This is a genomic window from Vibrio sp. PID17_43, assembly GCF_002608565.1.
Taxonomy (GTDB): domain Bacteria; phylum Pseudomonadota; class Gammaproteobacteria; order Enterobacterales; family Vibrionaceae; genus Vibrio.
Genome location: NZ_LIXM01000015.1, coordinates 58,079 through 77,825, shown reverse-complemented (window position 1 = coordinate 77,825; position 19,747 = coordinate 58,079). Strand labels below are relative to the sequence as shown.

The following is a 19,747-nucleotide window of genomic DNA, read 5'->3' as shown; positions in this document are numbered from 1 at the left end:
ATGACTGCACCACTAATTTCTATCCGTAACCTATGCGTAGACTACATTACTGACGCGGGCGATGTCCGCGCTTGTAACAATGTCAGCTTCGATATTGCACCAGGAGAAGTCTTTGGTCTTGCAGGTGAGTCGGGCTGTGGCAAATCAACCGTCGCCTTCTCTCTAATGCGACTTCATAAGCCGCCAGCGTTTATTACGGGTGGTGAGGTTATCTTCAATGGTGAAGATATCCTTAAATACAGCGATGATCGCATGCAAGCGTTCCGCTGGAGCGAAATGTCAATGGTATTCCAAAGTGCAATGAATGCGCTGAACCCTGTTCTGAACATGGAAGAACAGTTCTGCGACGTCATCATGCGTCATACCAATATGACAAGAGAGCAAGCAAAGAAACGTGCTGAAGGCCTATTGGAAATCGTTGATATCCACCCTAGCCGTCTTAACGATTACCCGCACCAATTCTCTGGTGGTATGCGTCAACGCCTTGTTATCGCGATTGCTCTAGCTCTTAATCCAAAAATGATCATCATGGATGAGCCAACCACTGCACTTGATGTAGTGGTGCAGCGCGAAATCTTACAAAAGATTTATGCACTGAAAGAAGAGTTTGGTTTTTCTATTCTGTTCATCACTCATGACTTATCGTTAATGGTCGAGTTCTCTGACCGTATCGGCATCATGTATTCCGGTGAATTGATTGAAGTTGCACCTTCTAAGCAAATTTTGGAAAGCCCTTACCATCCTTACACCAAAGGCCTGGGTAGCTCTTTCCCTCCATTAACAGGTCCAAAAACTAAGCTGACTGGCATTCCAGGCAATCCATTGAACTTGCTTGAAGTTCCACAAGGTTGTCGCTTCCAAGCTCGCTGTGACCGTGTCCACGAAGCTTGTACAAAGCTACCAACTCAGCTACGCGAAATTGAACCTGGTCGTTTGTCGAACTGCCATTTGTACGGCGAAACAATTGCTCAAGCTAAGGTTTAAACAAAATAACAACATTAGCTAAGAACAAATTTAATCTGGAGAGAATTATGAGCAAACAACTCGGCGAACTGCTGATTGAAGGCAAAAATGTCGTTAAAGACTTCCCTTTAAACAGTAACTCAATCAAGCAGTCTAAGATGCGCGCAATTAACGACGTATCATTTAAGATGTACAAAAGTCGCGGCTTGTCAGTGGTTGGCGAATCAGGTTCTGGTAAATCGACCACAGCAAAAATGATAGCGAAGATGTACGCACCAACCGACGGTATCATTGAGTACAAAGGACGTGATATTCAAGACATCACATCAAGAAACGACCTAATGGCCTACCGTGAAGGTGTACAAATGGTATGGCAAGACCCGTTTGGCTCGCTAAACCCAACACACAATATTTTCCACCATATTGCTCGCCCACTGCTGATCCACAAGAAGGTTTCACCGGGCAACAAGAAGGAACTGGAAGAGCGTGTGTATGACCTACTGGAACAAGTTGGTCTGATTCCACCAAAAGAGACGGCGCAAAAGTTTCCGCATCAGCTTTCTGGTGGTCAGCGTCAACGTGTGAACTTAGCGCGTAATATCGCAGTAGGGGCTGAAGTGGTACTTGCAGATGAACCAACATCAATGCTTGACGTATCGATTCGTGCCGGTGTTCTTAACCTGATGGAAGAGATGAAGTTTGAGAAACAAATGTCTCTGCTTTATATCACCCATGATATCGCAACGGCTCGTTACATCGCAGAAGATCTAGCCGTAATGTACGTTGGTCACATGGTTGAATGGGGCGATACAGAGGAAATCATCCATGATCCGCAACACCCATACACCCAACTATTGGTTTCTGCGGTTCCAGACCCATCGAAGTCAATTCACGAGAAGTTGAAGGGTAACAAAGGCGACATCCCTCTTTGGACACCAGAATCCGTTGGTTGTCCATTTGCTGGCCGCTGTGTGCACGCAACGGATAAGTGTCGTGAGCAACTCCCTGGAGTGACTCAGCTATCTGACAACCACTTTGTTCGTTGTTACCTATTTGAAAATTAATCATCGCCAGGGCAGGTATCAATCTGCCCCCCTTTCCCTTTGTATTTTATTGTTTCCCGGAGAAATTGAATGCTGCTACTGACTAACCATATTGGTTACGAGCGTCAGGGTCCTAAGAAAGCGATCATCCAGACGAGTCAACCACGTCTGTCTTCTTATACTGCTTTATTGGTTTGTGCCGACAGCCACCAAACTGTTGCGACACTGACAGTAGAAAAACAAGGCAAAGTGGCAAACTGGCATCAAGGTCATTTTTACCTTGTCGACTTTTCTTCATTTAACACTCCCGGTAACTACTACCTTCGCTTCGATCATTTGCGCTCATCTCACTTTGAGATTGGAGAACATGTTCTTCTCGATCGTACGCTGTCTGATGTGATCCATTATTTTAAATCTCAACGCTGTGGTGGCATTTTCGATCAACAAGATCGCCAAGCACCGCTACTTAACTCTAGCGAAACCGCTGATGTCCACGGTGGTTGGTATGACGCGTCAGGCGACGTCAGTAAGTACCTGAGTCATTTGTCTTACGCGAATTATCTAAATCCACAACAGACACCGATGGTAGTTTGGAACATGTTGAAAGGGTTATCTCTGCTCGAAGGCAACGATAAACTGGCTAAGTTCACTGCCACTCGTCTTGTTGAAGAAGCGTTATTTGGCGCAGACTTCCTTGTTCGTATGCAGAATGAAAAAGGTTTCTTCTACATGACAGTGTTCGACAAGTGGAGTAAAGATACAGCGCAACGCGAGATCTGCGCGTACGAAACTCAACTTGGTCATAAGTTCGATGACTATCAAGCAGGCTATCGACAAGGTGCAGGCATCAGCATTGCAGCATTAGCTTCAGCAGCACGCCTAGATGTTCATGGTGAGTTCGACCAACAAAAATACCGTAATGCGGCAGAAAACGGTTACTGGCACCTAAAAGAACACAACACCCAATACTTAAACGATGGTGAAGAGAACATCATCGATGAATACTGCGCGCTTCTTGCCGCTGTAGAGCTATTCAAGACCACCAAAGAGGCACGTTACCTAGAAGAAAGCCGCGTATGGGCAAAACGTCTTTCCGCTCGCCAAACAAGTGATGAGAACATTCAACACTTTTGGAGTGCTAATCAAGATGGCAGTCGACCTTACTTCCATGCCGCAGAAGCAGGACTTCCTGTCATCGCACTGTGTGAATACTTAACCATCGAAGACGACTCTGAGCGCACAACGGTAGCAAAACAAATCATCACTCAAGCGTGTGAATTTGAAGTCTCTATCACCAACAAAGTGAAGAACCCATTTGGCTACCCTCGCCAGTATGTAAAAGGCGTTAACGAAGCGAAACGTGATGCGTTCTTTGTGGCACACAACAACGAATCAGGTTACTGGTGGCAAGGTGAGAATGCTCGTCTAGGTTCACTGGCAACCATGGCTTATGGGGCACTCCCCTTCATTGAGTCAAAAGCGCTAAAACAGCAGCTCTCTAAACTCGCACAAGATTCTATTAACTGGATTGTGGGCCTGAACCCATACGACATGTGTATGTTGGATGGTCATGGTCGTAACAATCCGGACTATCTTCCTCAATACGGCTTCTTCAATGCAAAAGGTGGCGTGTGTAACGGCATTACCGGTGGTTTCGAAGATGAAGAAGACATTGCATTTAATCCACCAGCACAGAAAGACGACATGCTTCAGAACTGGCGCTGGGGTGAACAATGGATCCCACATGGTGCTTGGTACCTACTTGCGGTGATGAGTCAGGCTCAGCACATCTCGACTTTAGCGAACTCTCAAGCCTTCAAGGAGCAATAAACATGGGGATGTATTTTGTAGGCATTGATGGGGGCGGCACGTCATGCCGCGCTCGAATCAAAGACGCACAAGGCAACTTCATTGGTGAAGCCAAAAGCGGCAGTGCAAACATCATGCTGGGCGCAGAAATCGCGATGGCGTCAATTCTTGAATCTATTGCTTCAGCGGCAGCACAAGGTGGTCTAACTCAACAAGATTTCGCTTCTATGCACGTAGGGCTGGCTCTAGCAGGTGCGGAACATAAAACCTCTTGGCAAGCATTCATGGCTTTAGAGCACCCATTTGCCAGTATGACACTCAATACCGATGCTTACGGTGCTTGTATCGGTGCGCACAATGGTAAAGATGGTGCGATCATGATTGCAGGGACTGGTTCTTGCGGTATTTACCTTAAAGGTCTTGAGCAACATGTTGTTGGTGGTCGTGAGTTCCCAATATCCGATCAAGGTGGTGGCGCGGTAATGGGGTTACGTCTCATCCAACAAGTCTTACTTGCAGAGGATGGCATCCGAGAAAAAACACCATTAGCAACGCACATCATGGAATTTTTTCAAAACGATATCGACAACGTAGTGGCATGGTCTAAGCAAGCATTGCCTCGAGATTATGGTCAGTTTTCCCCGGCTATTTTTCAACACGCTGAACAAGGCGATACGTTGGCGATAGAAATGCTCAAACAAACTGCTAACGATATTGAAATGTTCTTGGTCGCGCTTAATAAACGCGGTGCAACGCGCATTTGCTTGATGGGCAGTATCGCAGAGCGAATTCTGAACTGGTTGTCTCCACCAGTTCAACAGTGGGTGGTCGAACCTCAGTTTGATGCGATTGAAGGAGCCATTATGTTTGCTGGTAAGCCAGAACATAACCTTTACTCGGTGAGTGTTGAGTAGGAGTAAACATGGAATATCGTATTGATCTCGTTGTGCTTTCTGAGCAAAAACAAAACTGCCGTTTGGGACTGACTTTTCATAACTTGAGTGATCAGGCTCTAAATAGCTGGAGCCTGACTTTCGCTTTTGATCGTTACATCCTTCCAGATAGCGTTTCAAATGGTCAACTAACTCAGATTGGTAGCTTTTGCACTCTCAAACCAGAAGGTGTGGTGCTGGCCGCCAACCACCACTATTACTGCGAATTCAGCATTGGCTCTAATCCATTCCGTTACTACTCAGACGGTTTTAATGAAGCGATGATCGATTTTGTTGTTGATGGTCAACCTCAACGCGCACAGGTCGATGTCACACCTATCGTTTTAGCTTCACCTTATCGTGAACGCAGCGACATTCCAGCAAGCTTAACCCACGCTCAACCGTTATTGCCAAAACCGAACCATATTGAAGTCAGCGACCACTCGTTCACGTTTGATGAACAAGCTGGCGTTGCAATTTACACCGACTTAGCGAACTCAGCAAAAGCGTGGTTACTAGAAGAGCTCCAGCGTATTCACCAATTTGCACTTTCTTCTTCTAACAGCGGCAAGATCATTTTCAAAAGCAACCCAACACAGGATGAAGGGGCATATAAGCTCAAAGTATCAGAAGAGTCAATCAAGATTGAAGCAGGCTCTTCGTCTGGCTTTACCCATGCTTGTGCAACTTTATTGCAGCTACTAAAACGAGATGAAGCGACCAATACCATGGAAGTCGTGTGCTGTTCGATCAAAGACAGCCCACGCTTTCGTTACCGCGGCATGATGTTGGACTGTGCTCGCCATTTCCACTCGGTGGATCAAGTTAAACGCCTGATCAACTTGTTGGCGCATTACAAATTTAATACTTTCCACTGGCATTTAACGGATGATGAAGGCTGGCGCATCGAAATCAAATCGTTACCACAACTGACTGACATTGGCGCGTGGCGTGGCATCGATGAAACCATCGAGCCACAGTACACCCATTTATCAGAGCGTTATGGTGGCTTCTACACCCAAGAAGAGATCAAAGACGTTATCGCATTTGCAGCACAGCGTGGCATCACCATCATTCCTGAGATTGATGTACCTGGCCATTGCCGCGCAGCCATCAAGTCTCTGCCACATCTATTGGTTGAAGCAGAAGACACCACTGAGTACCGCAGTATTCAGCATTACAACGATAACGTCATCAACCCGGCTTTACCGGGTACCTACGAGTTTATCGACAAGGTGCTTGAAGAGGTGGCTGCGCTATTCCCTGCCCCTTACGTCCACATTGGCGCAGACGAAGTGCCTAATGGCGTGTGGTCGAAAAGCCCTGCTTGCCAAGCATTTATGGAGCAGTTGGATTACACCGATTACAAAGAATTGCAAGGTCACTTCTTACGTCATGCAGAAGACAAACTGCGCAAACTTGGCAAACGGATGCTAGGTTGGGAAGAAGCCCAACACGGCAACAAGGTCAGCAAAGACACAGTGATCTATTCATGGCTAAGCGAAGAAGCCGCATTGAACTGCGCTCGCCAAGGCTTTGATGTGGTACTGCAACCAGCGCAAACCACTTATCTGGACATGGCCCAAGATTACGCCCCCGAAGAGCCGGGCGTAGACTGGGCCAATCCACTGCCATTAGAGAAAGCCTACAACTACGAACCGCTAGAAGAAGTACCTGCTGACGACCCGATCAGAAAACGCATTTGGGGCATTCAAACCGCTCTATGGTGCGAAATCATAAACAACCCATCGCGCATGGACTACATGATTTTCCCTCGCCTAACTGCCATGGCAGAAGCATGTTGGACTGAAAAACAACACCGCGATTGGACCGACTATTTATCACGTTTGAAAGGTCACCTTCCTCTGCTTGATTTGCAGGGCGTGAATTACCGTAAACCGTGGAAGTAATACCAAGCCAGACGCCAACGCATCGCGCTTAAAGAGTTTTTAAATTTTTGGCTGCAGACGCAGCTTAGTAAAAAGGAAAGATACAAATGAAATACGGCTATTTCGATAACGAGAATCGCGAATACGTCATCACTCGACCTGACGTACCAGCACCATGGACAAACTACCTAGGTACTGAGAAATTCTGTACGGTTATCTCGCACAACGCGGGGGGCTACTCGTTCTATAACTCTCCAGAATACAACCGTGTTACTAAATTCCGTCCAAACGCGACATTCGATCGCCCAGGACACTACGTTTACCTACGTGATGATGAGACAGGTGATTACTGGTCAATCTCGTGGCAACCCGTTGCTAAGAGCTTAGACGAAGCAAACTACGAAGTTCGTCATGGCTTGTCTTACTCTAAGTTCAAATGTGAATACAGCGGTATTACGGCAACGAAAACGCTATTCGTACCAAAAGGCGAAGACGCAGAAGTTTGGGATGTCGTTATCAAGAACACTTCAGATAAACCACGTACAATCAGTGCGTTCTCATTTGTTGAGTTCTCATTCAGCCACATTCAATCTGATAACCAAAACCATCAGATGTCTCTGTACTCTGCCGGAACATCATACAACGAAGGTGTGATTGAGTACGACCTGTACTACAACACTAACGATTTCGAAGGCTTCTACTACCTAGCGTCTACGTTTGACCCAGATTCATACGATGGTCAGCGTGACAGCTTCCTAGGCCTATACCGTGACGAAGCAAACCCGCTAGCGGTAGAACAAGGTAAGTGTTTCAACACCGCACAAACGTGTTACAACCACTGTGGCTCTCTGCACAAGCAATTCACTATCCAACCAGGTGAAGAAGTTCGTTTTGCTTACATTCTAGGTATCGGTAAAGGCAACGGTGACCGTCTACGTGCTAAGTACCAAGATCTTGCAGAAGTCGACAATGCATTTGCGGGTATCAAAGCACACTGGGATGAGCGTTGTGGCAAGTTCCAAGTGAAATCGCCAAACAAAGGTCTAGACACCATGATCAACACTTGGACACTATACCAAGCAGAAACTTGTGTGGTGTGGTCTCGTTTTGCTTCATTCATCGAAGTGGGTGGTCGTACTGGTCTTGGTTACCGCGATACGGCGCAAGATGCGATTTCAGTCCCTCACGCTAACCCAGCAATGACGCGTAAACGTATCGTCGACCTGCTACGTGGTCAGGTGAAAGCGGGTTACGGTCTGCACCTATTCGATCCAGATTGGTTCGATCCAGAAAAAGCAGATGTTAAACCATCGAAATCCCCAACCGTTGTTCCTACTCCGTCTGATGAAGACAAGATCCACGGTATTGAAGATACATGTTCTGATGACCACCTATGGCTAGTCCCAACCATCTGTAAGTATGTGATGGAAACAGGTGAGCACAGCTTCTTCGACGAAGTGATCCCTTACGCTGACGGCGGTGATGCAACGGTTTATGATCACATGAAAGCAGCGCTAGACTTCTCGGCTGAATACGTGGGTCAAACCGGTATCTGTAAAGGTCTGCGTGCAGACTGGAACGACTGTCTAAACCTAGGTGGTGGTGAGTCTTCAATGGTGTCGTTCCTGCATTTCTGGGCACTGCAAGAGTTCATTGACCTAGCGAAATACCTAGGCAAAGACGCCGACGTTAAGAAATACACTGAAATGGCAGCCAACGTTCGTGAAGCGTGTGAAACACACCTTTGGGACGACGAAGGCGGTTGGTACATCCGTGGTCTGACGAAGAATGGCGACAAGATCGGTACAGCGCAGCAAGCAGAAGGCCGAGTACACCTTGAGTCAAACACGCTAGCGGTACTTTCTGGTGCGGTATCTCAAGAGCGCGGTGAGAAAGCGATGGACGCTGTCGACGAGAACCTATTCTCTGAATACGGCCTGCACCTAAACTCACCATCATTCGCAACACCAAACGATGACATCGGCTTCGTGACTCGCGTTTACCAAGGCGTAAAAGAGAACGGCGCTATCTTCTCGCACCCAAACCCATGGGCTTGGGTAGCAGAGGCAAAATTGGGCCGTGGAGACCGTGCAATGAAGTTCTACGATGCACTGAACCCATACAATCAAAACGACATCATCGAAAAACGTATTGCAGAACCTTACTCATACGTGCAGTTCATCATGGGTCGTGACCACCAAGACCACGGCCGTGCAAACCACCCTTGGCTAACGGGTACATCTGGCTGGGCTTACTTCGCTGTTACCAACTTTATCCTTGGTGTGCGTACAGGCTTCGACGGTCTAACTATCGATCCTTGTATCCCAACCAACTGGCCTGGTTTCGAAGTGACTCGTCAGTGGCTAGGTGCAACGTACAACATCAAAGTGGTCAACCCAGATTCAGTGAGCAAAGGCGTTAAGTCAATTACCGTGAACGGTGAAGAAGTAAATGGTGCATCAGTGCCAGTTCAAGCTGAAGGCTCTGTAAACGAAGTTATCGTTACTCTAGGTTAATCATCTTTTAGGGGAGAACTTCTCCCCTTTTGATTGATCCGATGCGCTTGAATTTGATAAGTGCATCGGTTCGCTAACAAAGATTTAAGAGGCGGTGGGATGCCGCTCTTATCGAGGATCGAATCATGATCAAATTTGGTACAGGCGGTTGGCGTGCATTTATCGGTGAGGAGTTCACCAAAGATAATGTACGTTTAGTTGCCCAAGCAGTCGCAAACATCACCAATGCCGAGTCAGTTGCCGACCGTGGTTTTGTGATTGGCTATGACCGTCGTTTCCTTTCTGACAAGGCTGGACGTTGGTTCGCAGAAGTACTCGCAGCCAATGGCATTGTTGTTAGCTTCATCGACAAGTTTGTCCCAACCCCTATCGTGATGTTTCAAGCGAAAGAAATGAACTGCGCTTATTCGGCATGTATTACTGCCTCTCACAATCCGGCGGATTACAACGGCGTAAAAATCTTCATCGAAGGCGGCCGTGATGCAGATGAGATGATCACACAGAAAATTGAAGAGCAAATTGCGCACTTAACCTTGGACCAAGTTAAGTTTGTCGATTTTGACCAAGCTATCGAAGACAAACTGATTGAAATCATCAACCCGATGAACGCGTTCGTTGATTCGATCATCAATTTCATTGACATCGAAGCAATCAAAAAAGCCAACCTACGCGTATTAGTCGACCCGATGTTTGGTGTCGCGAAAAACGCGCTACAAACGGTATTGATTAATGGCCGCTGTGAAGTAGACGTAATCAACGATGGTAAGAACCCAGACTTCGGTGGCTTGATGCCTTCACCAAGTGCAGCAACACTATACCGTTTGATGCACCTTGTCGAACAGGAAGGCTACGACATTGGTATCGGTACGGATGGTGACGCTGACCGCCTTGGCATTATCGACGAAAAAGGCCACTTTATTCATCCAAATGAAGTGTTGCTCCTGCTCTACTACTACTTGCTTGAGTACAAGGGTTGGAAAGGTTCGGTGGTACGTAATATCGCGACCACACACCTGCTCGACAAAATCGCGGAAGATCATGGCGAAAAGTGCTTTGAGGTGCCTGTAGGCTTTAAACACATCAGCTCACAAATGGAAGCCGACGACTCACTTATTGGTGGAGAGAGCTCTGGCGGCTTGACCATTCGCGGCCACATCAAAGGTAAAGATGGCGTATTCGCCTCAAGCTTGTTGGTGGAAATGATTTCCGTGACAGGTAAGAAATTGTCTGAACTTCTCGATGAAATCTACGGCAAGTACGGCTATGCCTACATGGCGGAAGGCGATTGCAAATTCAAACCAGCGCAAAAAGAAGTACTGTTCAACAAGATCTATGTGGAAAAACTGTTGCCTGAGTTTGAGTTTGAAATCGAAAAAGTCAACTACGAAGATGGGGCAAAAGTGTACTTCAAGAACGGTGGTTGGATCATTGCCCGCTTCTCAGGTACAGAGCCACTACTGCGAATTTTTGCAGAAATGCAAAATAAGGACACTGCGGAACGTGTTCTTCAACAGTTTAAAGACTTTTTGTCTCTATAACTGACCTTGTGCACTGTCCGAGCACAATCCTATAGGTGAAGAACACTTGCCCGGCATCACCGCCGGGCCTTTTTGTTTTTACCTAAACTCAGGTTGTTTGTGTTAAGCAAAAGCCAGCACGCCTTGAGTTTCCACTTTTACCGTCACGCTATCACCCACATTTAACGCCTGGGATGAAGTCGCCAACAAACGGTCACCATTCACGTCAATCACATAACGGCAATGATCGCCCATAAAGTGCAGCTCCAGTACTTTCACTGCACTCTCTTCATTGGCTTCAATCTGTACATGCTGCGGGCGCAGTAATAACGCACATTCAGCATCAACTGGAATCGCTTGCTGAGCATTCGCTTCGACCAGACCTAAATGGGTTTCAAACTCGCTATCAGAAATACGTTTTGCCGCAAGATAACTGCCACCACCTAAGAAATCCGCGACAAACTTGCTCGAAGGTTGGTAGTACAACTCAGACGCTGTGCCATACTGCTCTATGACACCATGGTTCATTACCGCCATCTTATCTGCAAAAGCAAAGGCTTCTTCACGACTGTGAGTCACAAAAATCGCCGTAACACCCTGCTCTTTAAAGATCTTGCGGATCTCACCAATTAACTCATGGCGAACTTGGGTATCGATGTTCGAGAACGGTTCATCAAGCAGTAGCAGGTCTGGCTTGTAAGCGAGCGATCGAGCAATCGCCACGCGCTGTTGCTGACCACCGGAAAGCTGATGAGGATAGCGATCACCGTAGCCTTTTAGATGCACTAAACCCAACATTTCCTCTACTTTAAGGAGCTTTTGTTGTGCCGTTTCATTCTTCAAGCCAAACGCGATGTTCTCTGCCACAGTCAGGTGGGGGAACAAGGCATAGTCTTGGAAAATCATCCCGATATTACGCTGCTCTGGAGGCAACCAGTTTTCACCATCATCAATAGTAAGGCAGTTTAAGCTCATTTGACCTGAACTTAGTGGCAACAAACCAGCAATGGCTTTCAATAACGTTGTTTTACCGCAGCCACTCGCACCAAGTAGACATACGATTTGCCCTTGCTCTACCTCAAGAGAAAGGGACTCAAGGACAGTTTGAGCGTCATACTGACAAGTTAAGTTTCTAATTGATAGTGCGCAACTCATTAGTGATTTTGCTCCAATGAACGGTTAACAACAACAAGCGGGATCAACCCAACAAGAACCAGTAATACCGCCGGAAGGGCAGCCAATTCTAAATGTTCATCCGAGGCGAAGTTATACACATACGTCGCCAGCGTTTCAAAGTTAAATGGGCGCAGTAACAACGCTGCGTTGAGCTCTTTCATCGACTCAATAAACACTAAGAGTCCGGCGATCAATGCACCGCGTTTTACCAATGGAAAATGCACTCGCCATAGCATGGTATTCGGCGTACAGCCCATGGTTCGAGAGGCCATGTCTAATGATGGAGAAATCTTATTCAAGTTGCTTTCCACGCTGCCAATTGCGACTGCAGAGAAACGCACCACCATAGCGAAGATCAACGCAAACATTGAACCAGAGAAAATCAGCCCCGGTCTGCTCCACTCCATCGCTTTAGCAAAATCGTTAACGCGGTGATCCATAAACAGTACCGCCACCATCACACCAATGGCCAACACGGTACCAGGCACAGCATAACCCATTGAAGATAAACGCATAAAAACTAAGCTAGTACGTCCACCATTGACTCGCTGACTAAAATTAACAACCAAAGCAATCACAACGCCGATAATTGCCGCAATGATCGACACCACGAAACTATTCCACGCGTATTCACGGAACTCAGGCGTCCAGCTTTGAGCAAAATAGGTGATCGCGTAATCAACAAGCTGAAGCAATGGAAAAATAAAGGCAATGGCAACTAGGCCCCAACACCAGATTAATGCGCCCCACTTCTTCCATCCTCTTAGCTTATAGCGAAATTCCTCATGGCTATTAAATTGACTTTGGAAAAGCTTTTGCTTACGACGACTGTAACGTTCAGCACTCAATAACAACACGACAACCATCAACATCAACGCAGATATCTTAGCGGCAGCATTAAGGTTCGAGTAACCAAGCCAAGTATCATAAACGGCCGTGGTTAACGTATTGACTGCGAAATAGCTAACCGTGCCAAAATCGCCGATGGTTTCCATTGCTACAAGCGACAAACCAACGGCAATCGAGGGGCGAACCAAAGGCATCGATATACGCCAAAAACTCTCCCAAGGAGAGCACTTTAATAAGCGGGCACTTTGTAATAAGGAAACATTTTGCTCCATAAATGCAGCGCGACACAGCAAATACACATACGGATATAGCACAAGAGAAAGCACAAAAGTGGCACCAGACAAGGTGCGAATATCAGGGAACCAATACTCCCCTGGCCCCCAACCCGTTATATCACGTAAAAAAATCTGGATTGGACCGGCAAAATCAAACCAGTCGGTAAAAATGTAACCAATGATATAACCCGGCATAGCGAGCGGTAGCACCAATGCCCATTGCAACCACTTCTCGGTTGGCAGCTTACACATGGCCATGAACCATGCGCTAGGAATGCCAAGAATAAGGGAAAGCATCATCACACCCGCCGTCAGTGTGACGGTGTTGTAGATGTAAGTCGGCATAACCGTTGCCATTAAGTGGGCGAACAAGTCATCCGTTTCGCCAATGGCGGTATAGAAGATCGCTAAGATCGGCAAAACCAGTAACAGAGCTATCACTCCGCTACTGGTTTTCCATAGAGAACGTTTATCTTTCATTGCCTAAATACTTCAAGGCTATATGAAATATAAATGCAGGTGCAAGTACATCTCATATCCTTTAATCAAATGGGAGTATAGTTATACCCCCACAAGGAATTAAAGGTCAAATTTCACTTCATCTAGAAGCTTAATTGCCGCTTCATGATTTGCAGCAATCTCGTCTAGAGAAATCTTATCCGCAGAGAAATCACCCCACGACTCCACTAACTCAGAACGCTTTACGCCCTCTTTTACTGGATACTCATAGTTCACTTCTGCGTACATTTGCTGTGCTTTATCGCCCGTAAGGAATTCCATTAATTTTACCGCATTCTCTTGGTTTGGAGAGTATTTCGCCATCGCCATGCCAGAGATATTTACGTGTGTACCCGTAGTGTCTTGGTTAGGGAAATTGATGTATACCGCATCAGCCCAAGCTTTCTGCTCTTTATCGTTCATCATCTTACCTAGGTAGTAGCTGTTACCTAGCGAAACATCACAGAGGCCTTCTTTGATCGCTTTAACTTGACCACGGTCGTTACCTTGCGGCTTACGAGCTAGGTTCGCTTTTACGCCTTCTAGCCATTCTTTTGTCTTCGCTTCACCGTGGTGTGCGATCATAGAAGAAACGAGAGATACGTTGTAAGGGTGCTTACCGCTACGAGTACAGATTTTGCCTTTGAATTCTGGCTTTGCTAGATCTGCGTAGTTGAAGTCGCTACCTAGCTTACCAACACGGTCACGTGAAGAGTAAACGTTACGAGTACGTAGCGTTAGAGCAAACCATTCGTTTTCTTTATCTTGGTACTGTGCTGGTACATTTTCTTCAATGATTTTACTGTCTACCTTTTGAACTAAACCTTTGTTAGTCAGTTCCGCTAGACGGCTGATGTCTGTGGTAAGGATTACGTCAGCTGGGCTGTATTCGCCTTCTTGAGCCAACTTCTCTGCTAGACCTTGTTTCGCAAACTTAACGTTTACTTTGATGCCAGTATCTTTAGTGAACTCATTAAACATAGGCTCAACTAGGAAAGGTTGACGGTAAGAGTAGACGTTCACTTCCTCAGCAGCCATTGCCGCTGGAGCCAACGTTGCGCATGTCATCGCGGAAAGGGCTAGCAGTTTTTTCATTGTTCAATCCTTCAATATGCTAATGATAACGTTTATCAGTTGCGTTATTATATGCATGTCCAATTTGAAAACAATGACTCAAATTAAAAAAACCTGCGTTTAGGCAGGTTTTTTAATAGCGACGCAAATTTTATATTAAGCCATTCAGCCTTATTTTACGGTAACAAACTCAGGGTAAGCACCAACACCACAATCATGCATATCCATGCCTTCTAGCTCTTCTTCCTCTGACACGCGGATACCAATCGTTGCTTTTAGGATGGCCCATACCACTAGGCTCGCACCGAATACCCAAGCAAAAATCACTGCCGCACCAAGAAGCTGAGCACCAAACGTTGCATCACCGTTACTTAGTGGCACAACCATTAGCCCAAAGAAACCACACACACCGTGAACTGAGATAGCACCAACTGGATCATCAATCTTAAGCTTATCTAGAGCAATGATGCTAAATACGACTAGAGCACCCGATACCGCACCGATAGCGACGGAGTATAGTGGGGATGGTGATAGCGGGTCTGCGGTAATCGCAACCAGACCTGCCAATGCACCGTTAAGAATCATAGTCAGGTCTGCTTTACCCCATGTTGTCTTACATACGCACAGTGCGGCAATGGCACCTGCAGCCGCTGCTGCATTGGTGTTCAAAAAGATTTGACCTACGGCCGTTGCATTCTCAAAGTCAGACACCATTAACTGAGAACCACCGTTGAAACCGAACCAGCCGAACCAAAGAATAAAGGTACCCAGTGTCGCAAGTGGCATGTTTGAACCTGGAATAGGGTAAATTTCGCCGTTTTTTCCGTACTTACCCTTACGCGCACCAAGCAGCAATACACCAGCTAACGCTGCTGATGCGCCCGCCATGTGTACGATACCTGAGCCAGCAAAATCACTAAAGCCAGCTGCTGATAAGAAACCGCCGCCCCATGTCCAATAACCTTCCATTGGGTAGATGAATGCCGTTAGTACTACGGAGAAGATAAGGAACGACCAAAGCTTCATACGCTCAGCAACCGCACCAGAGACGACTGACATTGCGGTTGCGACAAATACAACCTGGAAGAAGAAGTCCGACTCCAGTGAGTGGTCAGCACCTTCACCTTGAGTACCAATAAGTGCGCCAAATGATGGTAGCCAACCACCTTCGCTGTTATCAACATACATAATGTTGTAGCCGACCAATAGGAACATGGTACAAGCAATTGCGTACAGACAGATGTTTTTCGTTAGAATTTCTGTCGTATTTTTAGAGCGAACCAAGCCCGCTTCCAGCATGGCAAAACCCGCTGCCATCCACATGACTAACGCACCGGAAATGAGAAAGAAAAAGGTGTCGAGTGCGTAACGTAATTCAGTAACCGTGGTTGTTAATTCCATGATAGTTCTCCAATCCATTGAATTCTTAAAGTGCTTCTGCGTCCATTTCACCCGTACGAATACGCACCGCTTGGCTTAGGTCGTAGACAAAAATCTTGCCGTCACCAATTTTCCCTGTTTGAGCCGCTTTGGTGATCGCTTCTACCACGCGCTCTACATTGTCTGCATGTGTCGCGATTTCTAGTTTTACTTTTGGTAGAAAATCGACTTGATACTCAGCGCCACGGTACAACTCCGTATGGCCCTTTTGGCGACCGAAGCCTTTAACCTCTGATACTGTCATCCCTTCAATACCAGCATCAGCCAATGCTTCACGTACATCATCCAACTTAAAAGGTTTTATAATGGCATTTATGATTTTCATTGAATCTTCTCCGCAGCTTTCATCTTTATACACTTTTAATAATCCAATCTGCATGCCAACTTTATAAGCCATTGATTATAAATAAAATAACAAAAACAATAACGTTAAAACAAAAAAAGGCGCACCGAGATGGTGCGCCCTTTTCACAAATATAAGGCAATATGATTTAGATCACCCAAAACTGTGCATCACATGCCCAAAAAGTCTTTCCACTGATCAATCAGGGCACAGAAATCCTCTATACCACAGTTCGCTGTACTCTCTGCATCGTAGAAATCAAACTCACTTTCCATCTCTACTTCATATTCATGCGAAAGTGCATTTTCTTGTACTAACACCTCGTCGCCTTGAATCATCAAACTGATCTCTGAACCCACTAATTTATGTTCTTGAGAAGGTGAAGAAAAAGCCTGATCAACTAACGCTTCAACTTGAGAAATTTTGGCCGGATCTTTTCCAATTTCTTCTTGTAACCATCGACCTACAATCTCATGCCCCATACTGCATTTGACATAGTATTCGCCCATCAAAGTATTACGGATGAATTCAAATTCCATCGAGATTGCCTTTTCGTATCAATTTGGTGCGGAGTATAACGAATTGCGCCCATAAAAAAAGCACCTCAATGAGGTGCTTTGTGTTTGTGTACTCAGCTTATGCTGGCTCTTGGAAGATCACTTCTGCCGCTTTCTTAGTGTACTCATCCATTTTATGGAAGTTCAAGTAACGGTAAGTATCTGCTGCTGTCGCATCGATTTGCTTCGCGTATTCTAAGTACTCTTCCTTGGTTGGGATCTTACCTAGAATCGCGCCTACTGCAGCAAGCTCTGCTGAAGAAAGGTATACATTCGCACCTGTACCTAGACGGTTCGGGAAGTTACGCGTTGAAGTCGACATGACTGTTGCTTTATCTGCTACTCGTGCTTGGTTACCCATACATAGTGAACACCCAGGGGTTTCAATACGAACTCCAGCGCGGCCGTAAATACCGTAGTAACCTTCTTCCGTCAGTTGGTCACGGTCCATCTTCGTTGGTGGCGCCACCCATAGACGAGTGTTAAGTTGACCACCGAATTGCTCTAGCAGTTTACCTGCTGCTCGGAAGTGACCAATGTTAGTCATACAAGAACCGATGAACACTTCATCAATTTGTGTGCCTTGCACTTCAGACAGAAGACGGGCGTCATCCGGATCGTTTGGTGCACATAGGATTGGTTCGTGAATATCCGCTAGATCAATTTCAATGATGTGTGCGTATTCGGCATCTGCATCCGCTTCCATCAGCTCTGGGTTTGCCAACCACTCTTCCATCGCTGTGATACGACGCTCGATTGTACGACGGTCGCCGTAACCTTCCGAGATCATCCACTTAAGCATGGTGATGTTCGAATTTAGGTATTCTTCGATCGACGATTGAGACAGCTTAACCGTACAACCAGCCGCACTGCGCTCTGCAGAAGCATCAGACAATTCGAATGCCTGTTCAACCGTTAGGTGCTCAACACCCTCGATTTCTAGTACACGACCAGAGAATTCGTTGATTTTACCTGCTTTCTCAACCGTCAGTAGACCTTGTTGAATTGCGTAGTAAGGAATCGCATGAACGAGATCACGTAGCGTGATACCCGGCTGCATTTCGCCTTTAAAGCGCACCAAGATTGACTCTGGCATATCCAGTGGCATAACGCCTGTCGCCGCAGCGAACGCAACCAGACCAGAGCCAGCAGGGAATGAAATACCGAGAGGGAAACGAGTATGCGAGTCACCACCTGTACCTACAGTATCAGGTAGAAGCATACGGTTTAGCCATGAGTGAATAACGCCGTCACCTGGACGAAGCGATACACCGCCACGGTTCATGATGAAATCAGGTAGCGTGTGGTGCGTGTTTACGTCAACAGGCTTTGGATATGCTGAAGTGTGACAGAATGACTGCATCACTAGATCCGCCGAGAAGCCAAGACACGCAAGATCTTTTAGCTCATCACGCGTCATTGGACCGGTTGTATCCTGAGAACCGACCGTTGTCATCTTAGGCTCACAGTATTGACCTGCACGCACCCCCTCTACGCCACATGCTTTACCAACCATCTTCTGAGCTAATGTGTAGCCTTTGTCTGACGCTGAAGGATCCACTGGCTTAGCGAATAACTCCGTTTCTTCTAGGCCAAGAGATGCACGAGCACGGCTTGTTAAACCACGACCGATGATCAGAGGAATACGACCACCAGCACGAACTTCGTCAAGCAATACTGTACTCAGTTTAAAGCGAGAAATCTCTTCACTGTTTTTGCGCACAACACCTTCGTATGGATAGATGTCAATTACATCACCCATGTTCATGTTTTGTACATCTAATTCAATCGGCAGTGCGCCCGAGTCTTCCATTGTGTTGTAGAAGATAGGCGCAATTTTACCACCTAGACAGATACCGCCCGTGCGCTTGTTTGGTACAAATGGGATATCTTCACCCATAAACCAAAGCACGGAGTTTGTTGCTGATTTACGTGAAGAGCCCGTACCAACAACATCACCCACGTAGGCTAGCGGGATACCGTCTTTTTGTAGCTCTTCAATTTGATTGATAGGACCAACGCTGCCAGGCTGATCTGGGTTGATACCATCACGCTCCATCTTCAGCATCGCTTTCGCGTGTACTGGAATGTCTGGACGAGACCAAGCATCTGGTGCTGGAGATAAATCATCTGTGTTGGTTTCACCCGTTACTTTAAAGACTTTAACGGTGATCTTTTCTGCGACTTTCTTTTTTGAGGTGAACCATTCCGCATCTGCCCAAGATTGTAGGACTTGTTGTGCGAATGTATTGCCTGCTTTGGCTTTCTCTTCTACATCGTAAAAAGCATCGAACATCAGCAATGTGTGAGACAACGCTTTAACTGAGATTGCCGCTAGTAGGTCATCATCTAGCAATTCAACTAGTGGAGCGATGTTGTAACCGCCTTGCATCGTACCTAGTAGCTCAGCCGCTTTTTCACGGCTTACTAATGGTGATGCCACTTCACCTTTTGCTACCGCCGTTAGGAAGCCCGCTTTTACATAAGCAGCTTCATCTACGCCCGGTGGGATACGGTTTTCTAGTAGGTCAAGAATAAATGCTTCTTCACCTTGTGGGGGATTTTTCAGAAGTTCAACAAGTCCAGCAACTTGTTCAGCGTCTAGCGGTTTAGGAACAACTCCTTCGGCAGCACGCTCTTCGACGTGTTTACGGTAGGCTTCAAGCACGACTTTTTCCTCTCATTGCGGTTCCTCCTTTATTAATTACTATTGTTAAAGTAAAGGAGTGAACATCCTTGGAAACTTGGCTCTCCATTGCCCTTGTTTTCATTCAATTCTTGATTGAGAAACAGCGTCGTAGAGGCCAAACTGTGGGCGACAGAATAGCAAATTTAACTTTAAATTAAAATCTCCCCACTTTGACCA

At 46.4% G+C, this 19,747-nt stretch carries 14 protein-coding genes; 7 read left to right on the top strand and 7 right to left on the bottom strand.

Going from position 1 to position 19,747, the window contains the following annotated elements; all coding sequences use genetic code 11:
• The 7 genes from AK965_RS12150 to AK965_RS12120 all read left to right on the top strand — a co-directional run bounded on the left by AK965_RS12150 (window position 1) and on the right by AK965_RS12120 (window position 10,690).
• Window positions 1–984 (top strand): ABC transporter ATP-binding protein, encoded by a 984-nt coding sequence (locus AK965_RS12150; RefSeq protein ID WP_099079870.1) that lies wholly within the window; start codon window positions 1–3, stop codon window positions 982–984.
• A gap of 47 nt (window positions 985–1,031) precedes the next feature.
• Window positions 1,032–2,027, top strand: a complete 996-nt coding sequence (locus AK965_RS12145) for an ABC transporter ATP-binding protein (protein WP_099079869.1) — start codon at window positions 1,032–1,034, stop codon at window positions 2,025–2,027.
• Window positions 2,028–2,096: 69 nt separating this feature from the next.
• A complete protein-coding gene (locus AK965_RS12140; protein WP_099079868.1) occupies window positions 2,097–3,836 on the top strand; it encodes a glycoside hydrolase family 9 protein in 1,740 nt (579 codons plus the stop codon).
• Between the two features lie 2 nt (window positions 3,837–3,838).
• Window positions 3,839–4,729, top strand: coding sequence for an N-acetylglucosamine kinase (locus AK965_RS12135; RefSeq protein ID WP_099079867.1), 891 nt, complete (start codon window positions 3,839–3,841; stop codon window positions 4,727–4,729).
• An 8-nt stretch (window positions 4,730–4,737) separates the two neighbouring features.
• Window positions 4,738–6,657 (top strand): beta-N-acetylhexosaminidase, encoded by a 1,920-nt coding sequence (locus AK965_RS12130; RefSeq protein WP_099079866.1) that lies wholly within the window; start codon window positions 4,738–4,740, stop codon window positions 6,655–6,657.
• A gap of 86 nt (window positions 6,658–6,743) precedes the next feature.
• Window positions 6,744–9,152: a N,N'-diacetylchitobiose phosphorylase gene (locus tag AK965_RS12125; protein WP_099079865.1), complete on the top strand. Its 2,409-nt coding sequence runs from the start codon at window positions 6,744–6,746 to the stop codon at window positions 9,150–9,152.
• A gap of 125 nt (window positions 9,153–9,277) precedes the next feature.
• Window positions 9,278–10,690: a phosphoglucomutase/phosphomannomutase family protein gene (locus AK965_RS12120; protein ID WP_099079864.1), complete on the top strand. Its 1,413-nt coding sequence runs from the start codon at window positions 9,278–9,280 to the stop codon at window positions 10,688–10,690.
• Between the two features lie 102 nt (window positions 10,691–10,792).
• On the opposite strand, the gene AK965_RS12115 is transcribed toward AK965_RS12120, so the two are convergent.
• The 7 genes from AK965_RS12115 to acnB form a co-directional block, all read right to left on the bottom strand.
• The gene (locus AK965_RS12115; RefSeq protein ID WP_099079863.1) at window positions 10,793–11,824 is read right to left on the bottom strand and encodes an ABC transporter ATP-binding protein; all 1,032 of its coding nucleotides are present in this window, start codon (window positions 11,822–11,824) and stop codon (window positions 10,793–10,795) included.
• Entirely contained in the window at window positions 11,824–13,449 is a 1,626-nt protein-coding gene (locus tag AK965_RS12110) for an iron ABC transporter permease (protein ID WP_099079862.1), read from the bottom strand. The genes AK965_RS12115 and AK965_RS12110 overlap by 1 nt, the downstream gene beginning before the upstream one ends.
• A gap of 99 nt (window positions 13,450–13,548) precedes the next feature.
• On the bottom strand, window positions 13,549–14,562 hold the full coding sequence (locus AK965_RS12105) for a Fe(3+) ABC transporter substrate-binding protein (RefSeq protein ID WP_099079861.1): 1,014 nt from the start codon (window positions 14,560–14,562) through the stop codon (window positions 13,549–13,551).
• Window positions 14,563–14,712: 150 nt separating this feature from the next.
• Window positions 14,713–15,942, bottom strand: a complete 1,230-nt coding sequence (locus AK965_RS12100) for an ammonium transporter (RefSeq protein WP_099079860.1) — start codon at window positions 15,940–15,942, stop codon at window positions 14,713–14,715.
• A 25-nt stretch (window positions 15,943–15,967) separates the two neighbouring features.
• Entirely contained in the window at window positions 15,968–16,306 is a 339-nt protein-coding gene (locus AK965_RS12095) for a P-II family nitrogen regulator (protein ID WP_099079904.1), read from the bottom strand.
• 188 nt (window positions 16,307–16,494) lie between these two features.
• Entirely contained in the window at window positions 16,495–16,863 is a 369-nt protein-coding gene (locus tag AK965_RS12090; protein WP_099079859.1) for a YacL family protein, read from the bottom strand.
• Window positions 16,864–16,960: 97 nt separating this feature from the next.
• On the bottom strand, window positions 16,961–19,549 hold the full coding sequence (gene acnB / locus AK965_RS12085; protein WP_099079858.1) for a bifunctional aconitate hydratase 2/2-methylisocitrate dehydratase: 2,589 nt from the start codon (window positions 19,547–19,549) through the stop codon (window positions 16,961–16,963).
• Window positions 19,550–19,747 lie beyond the last annotated feature (198 nt).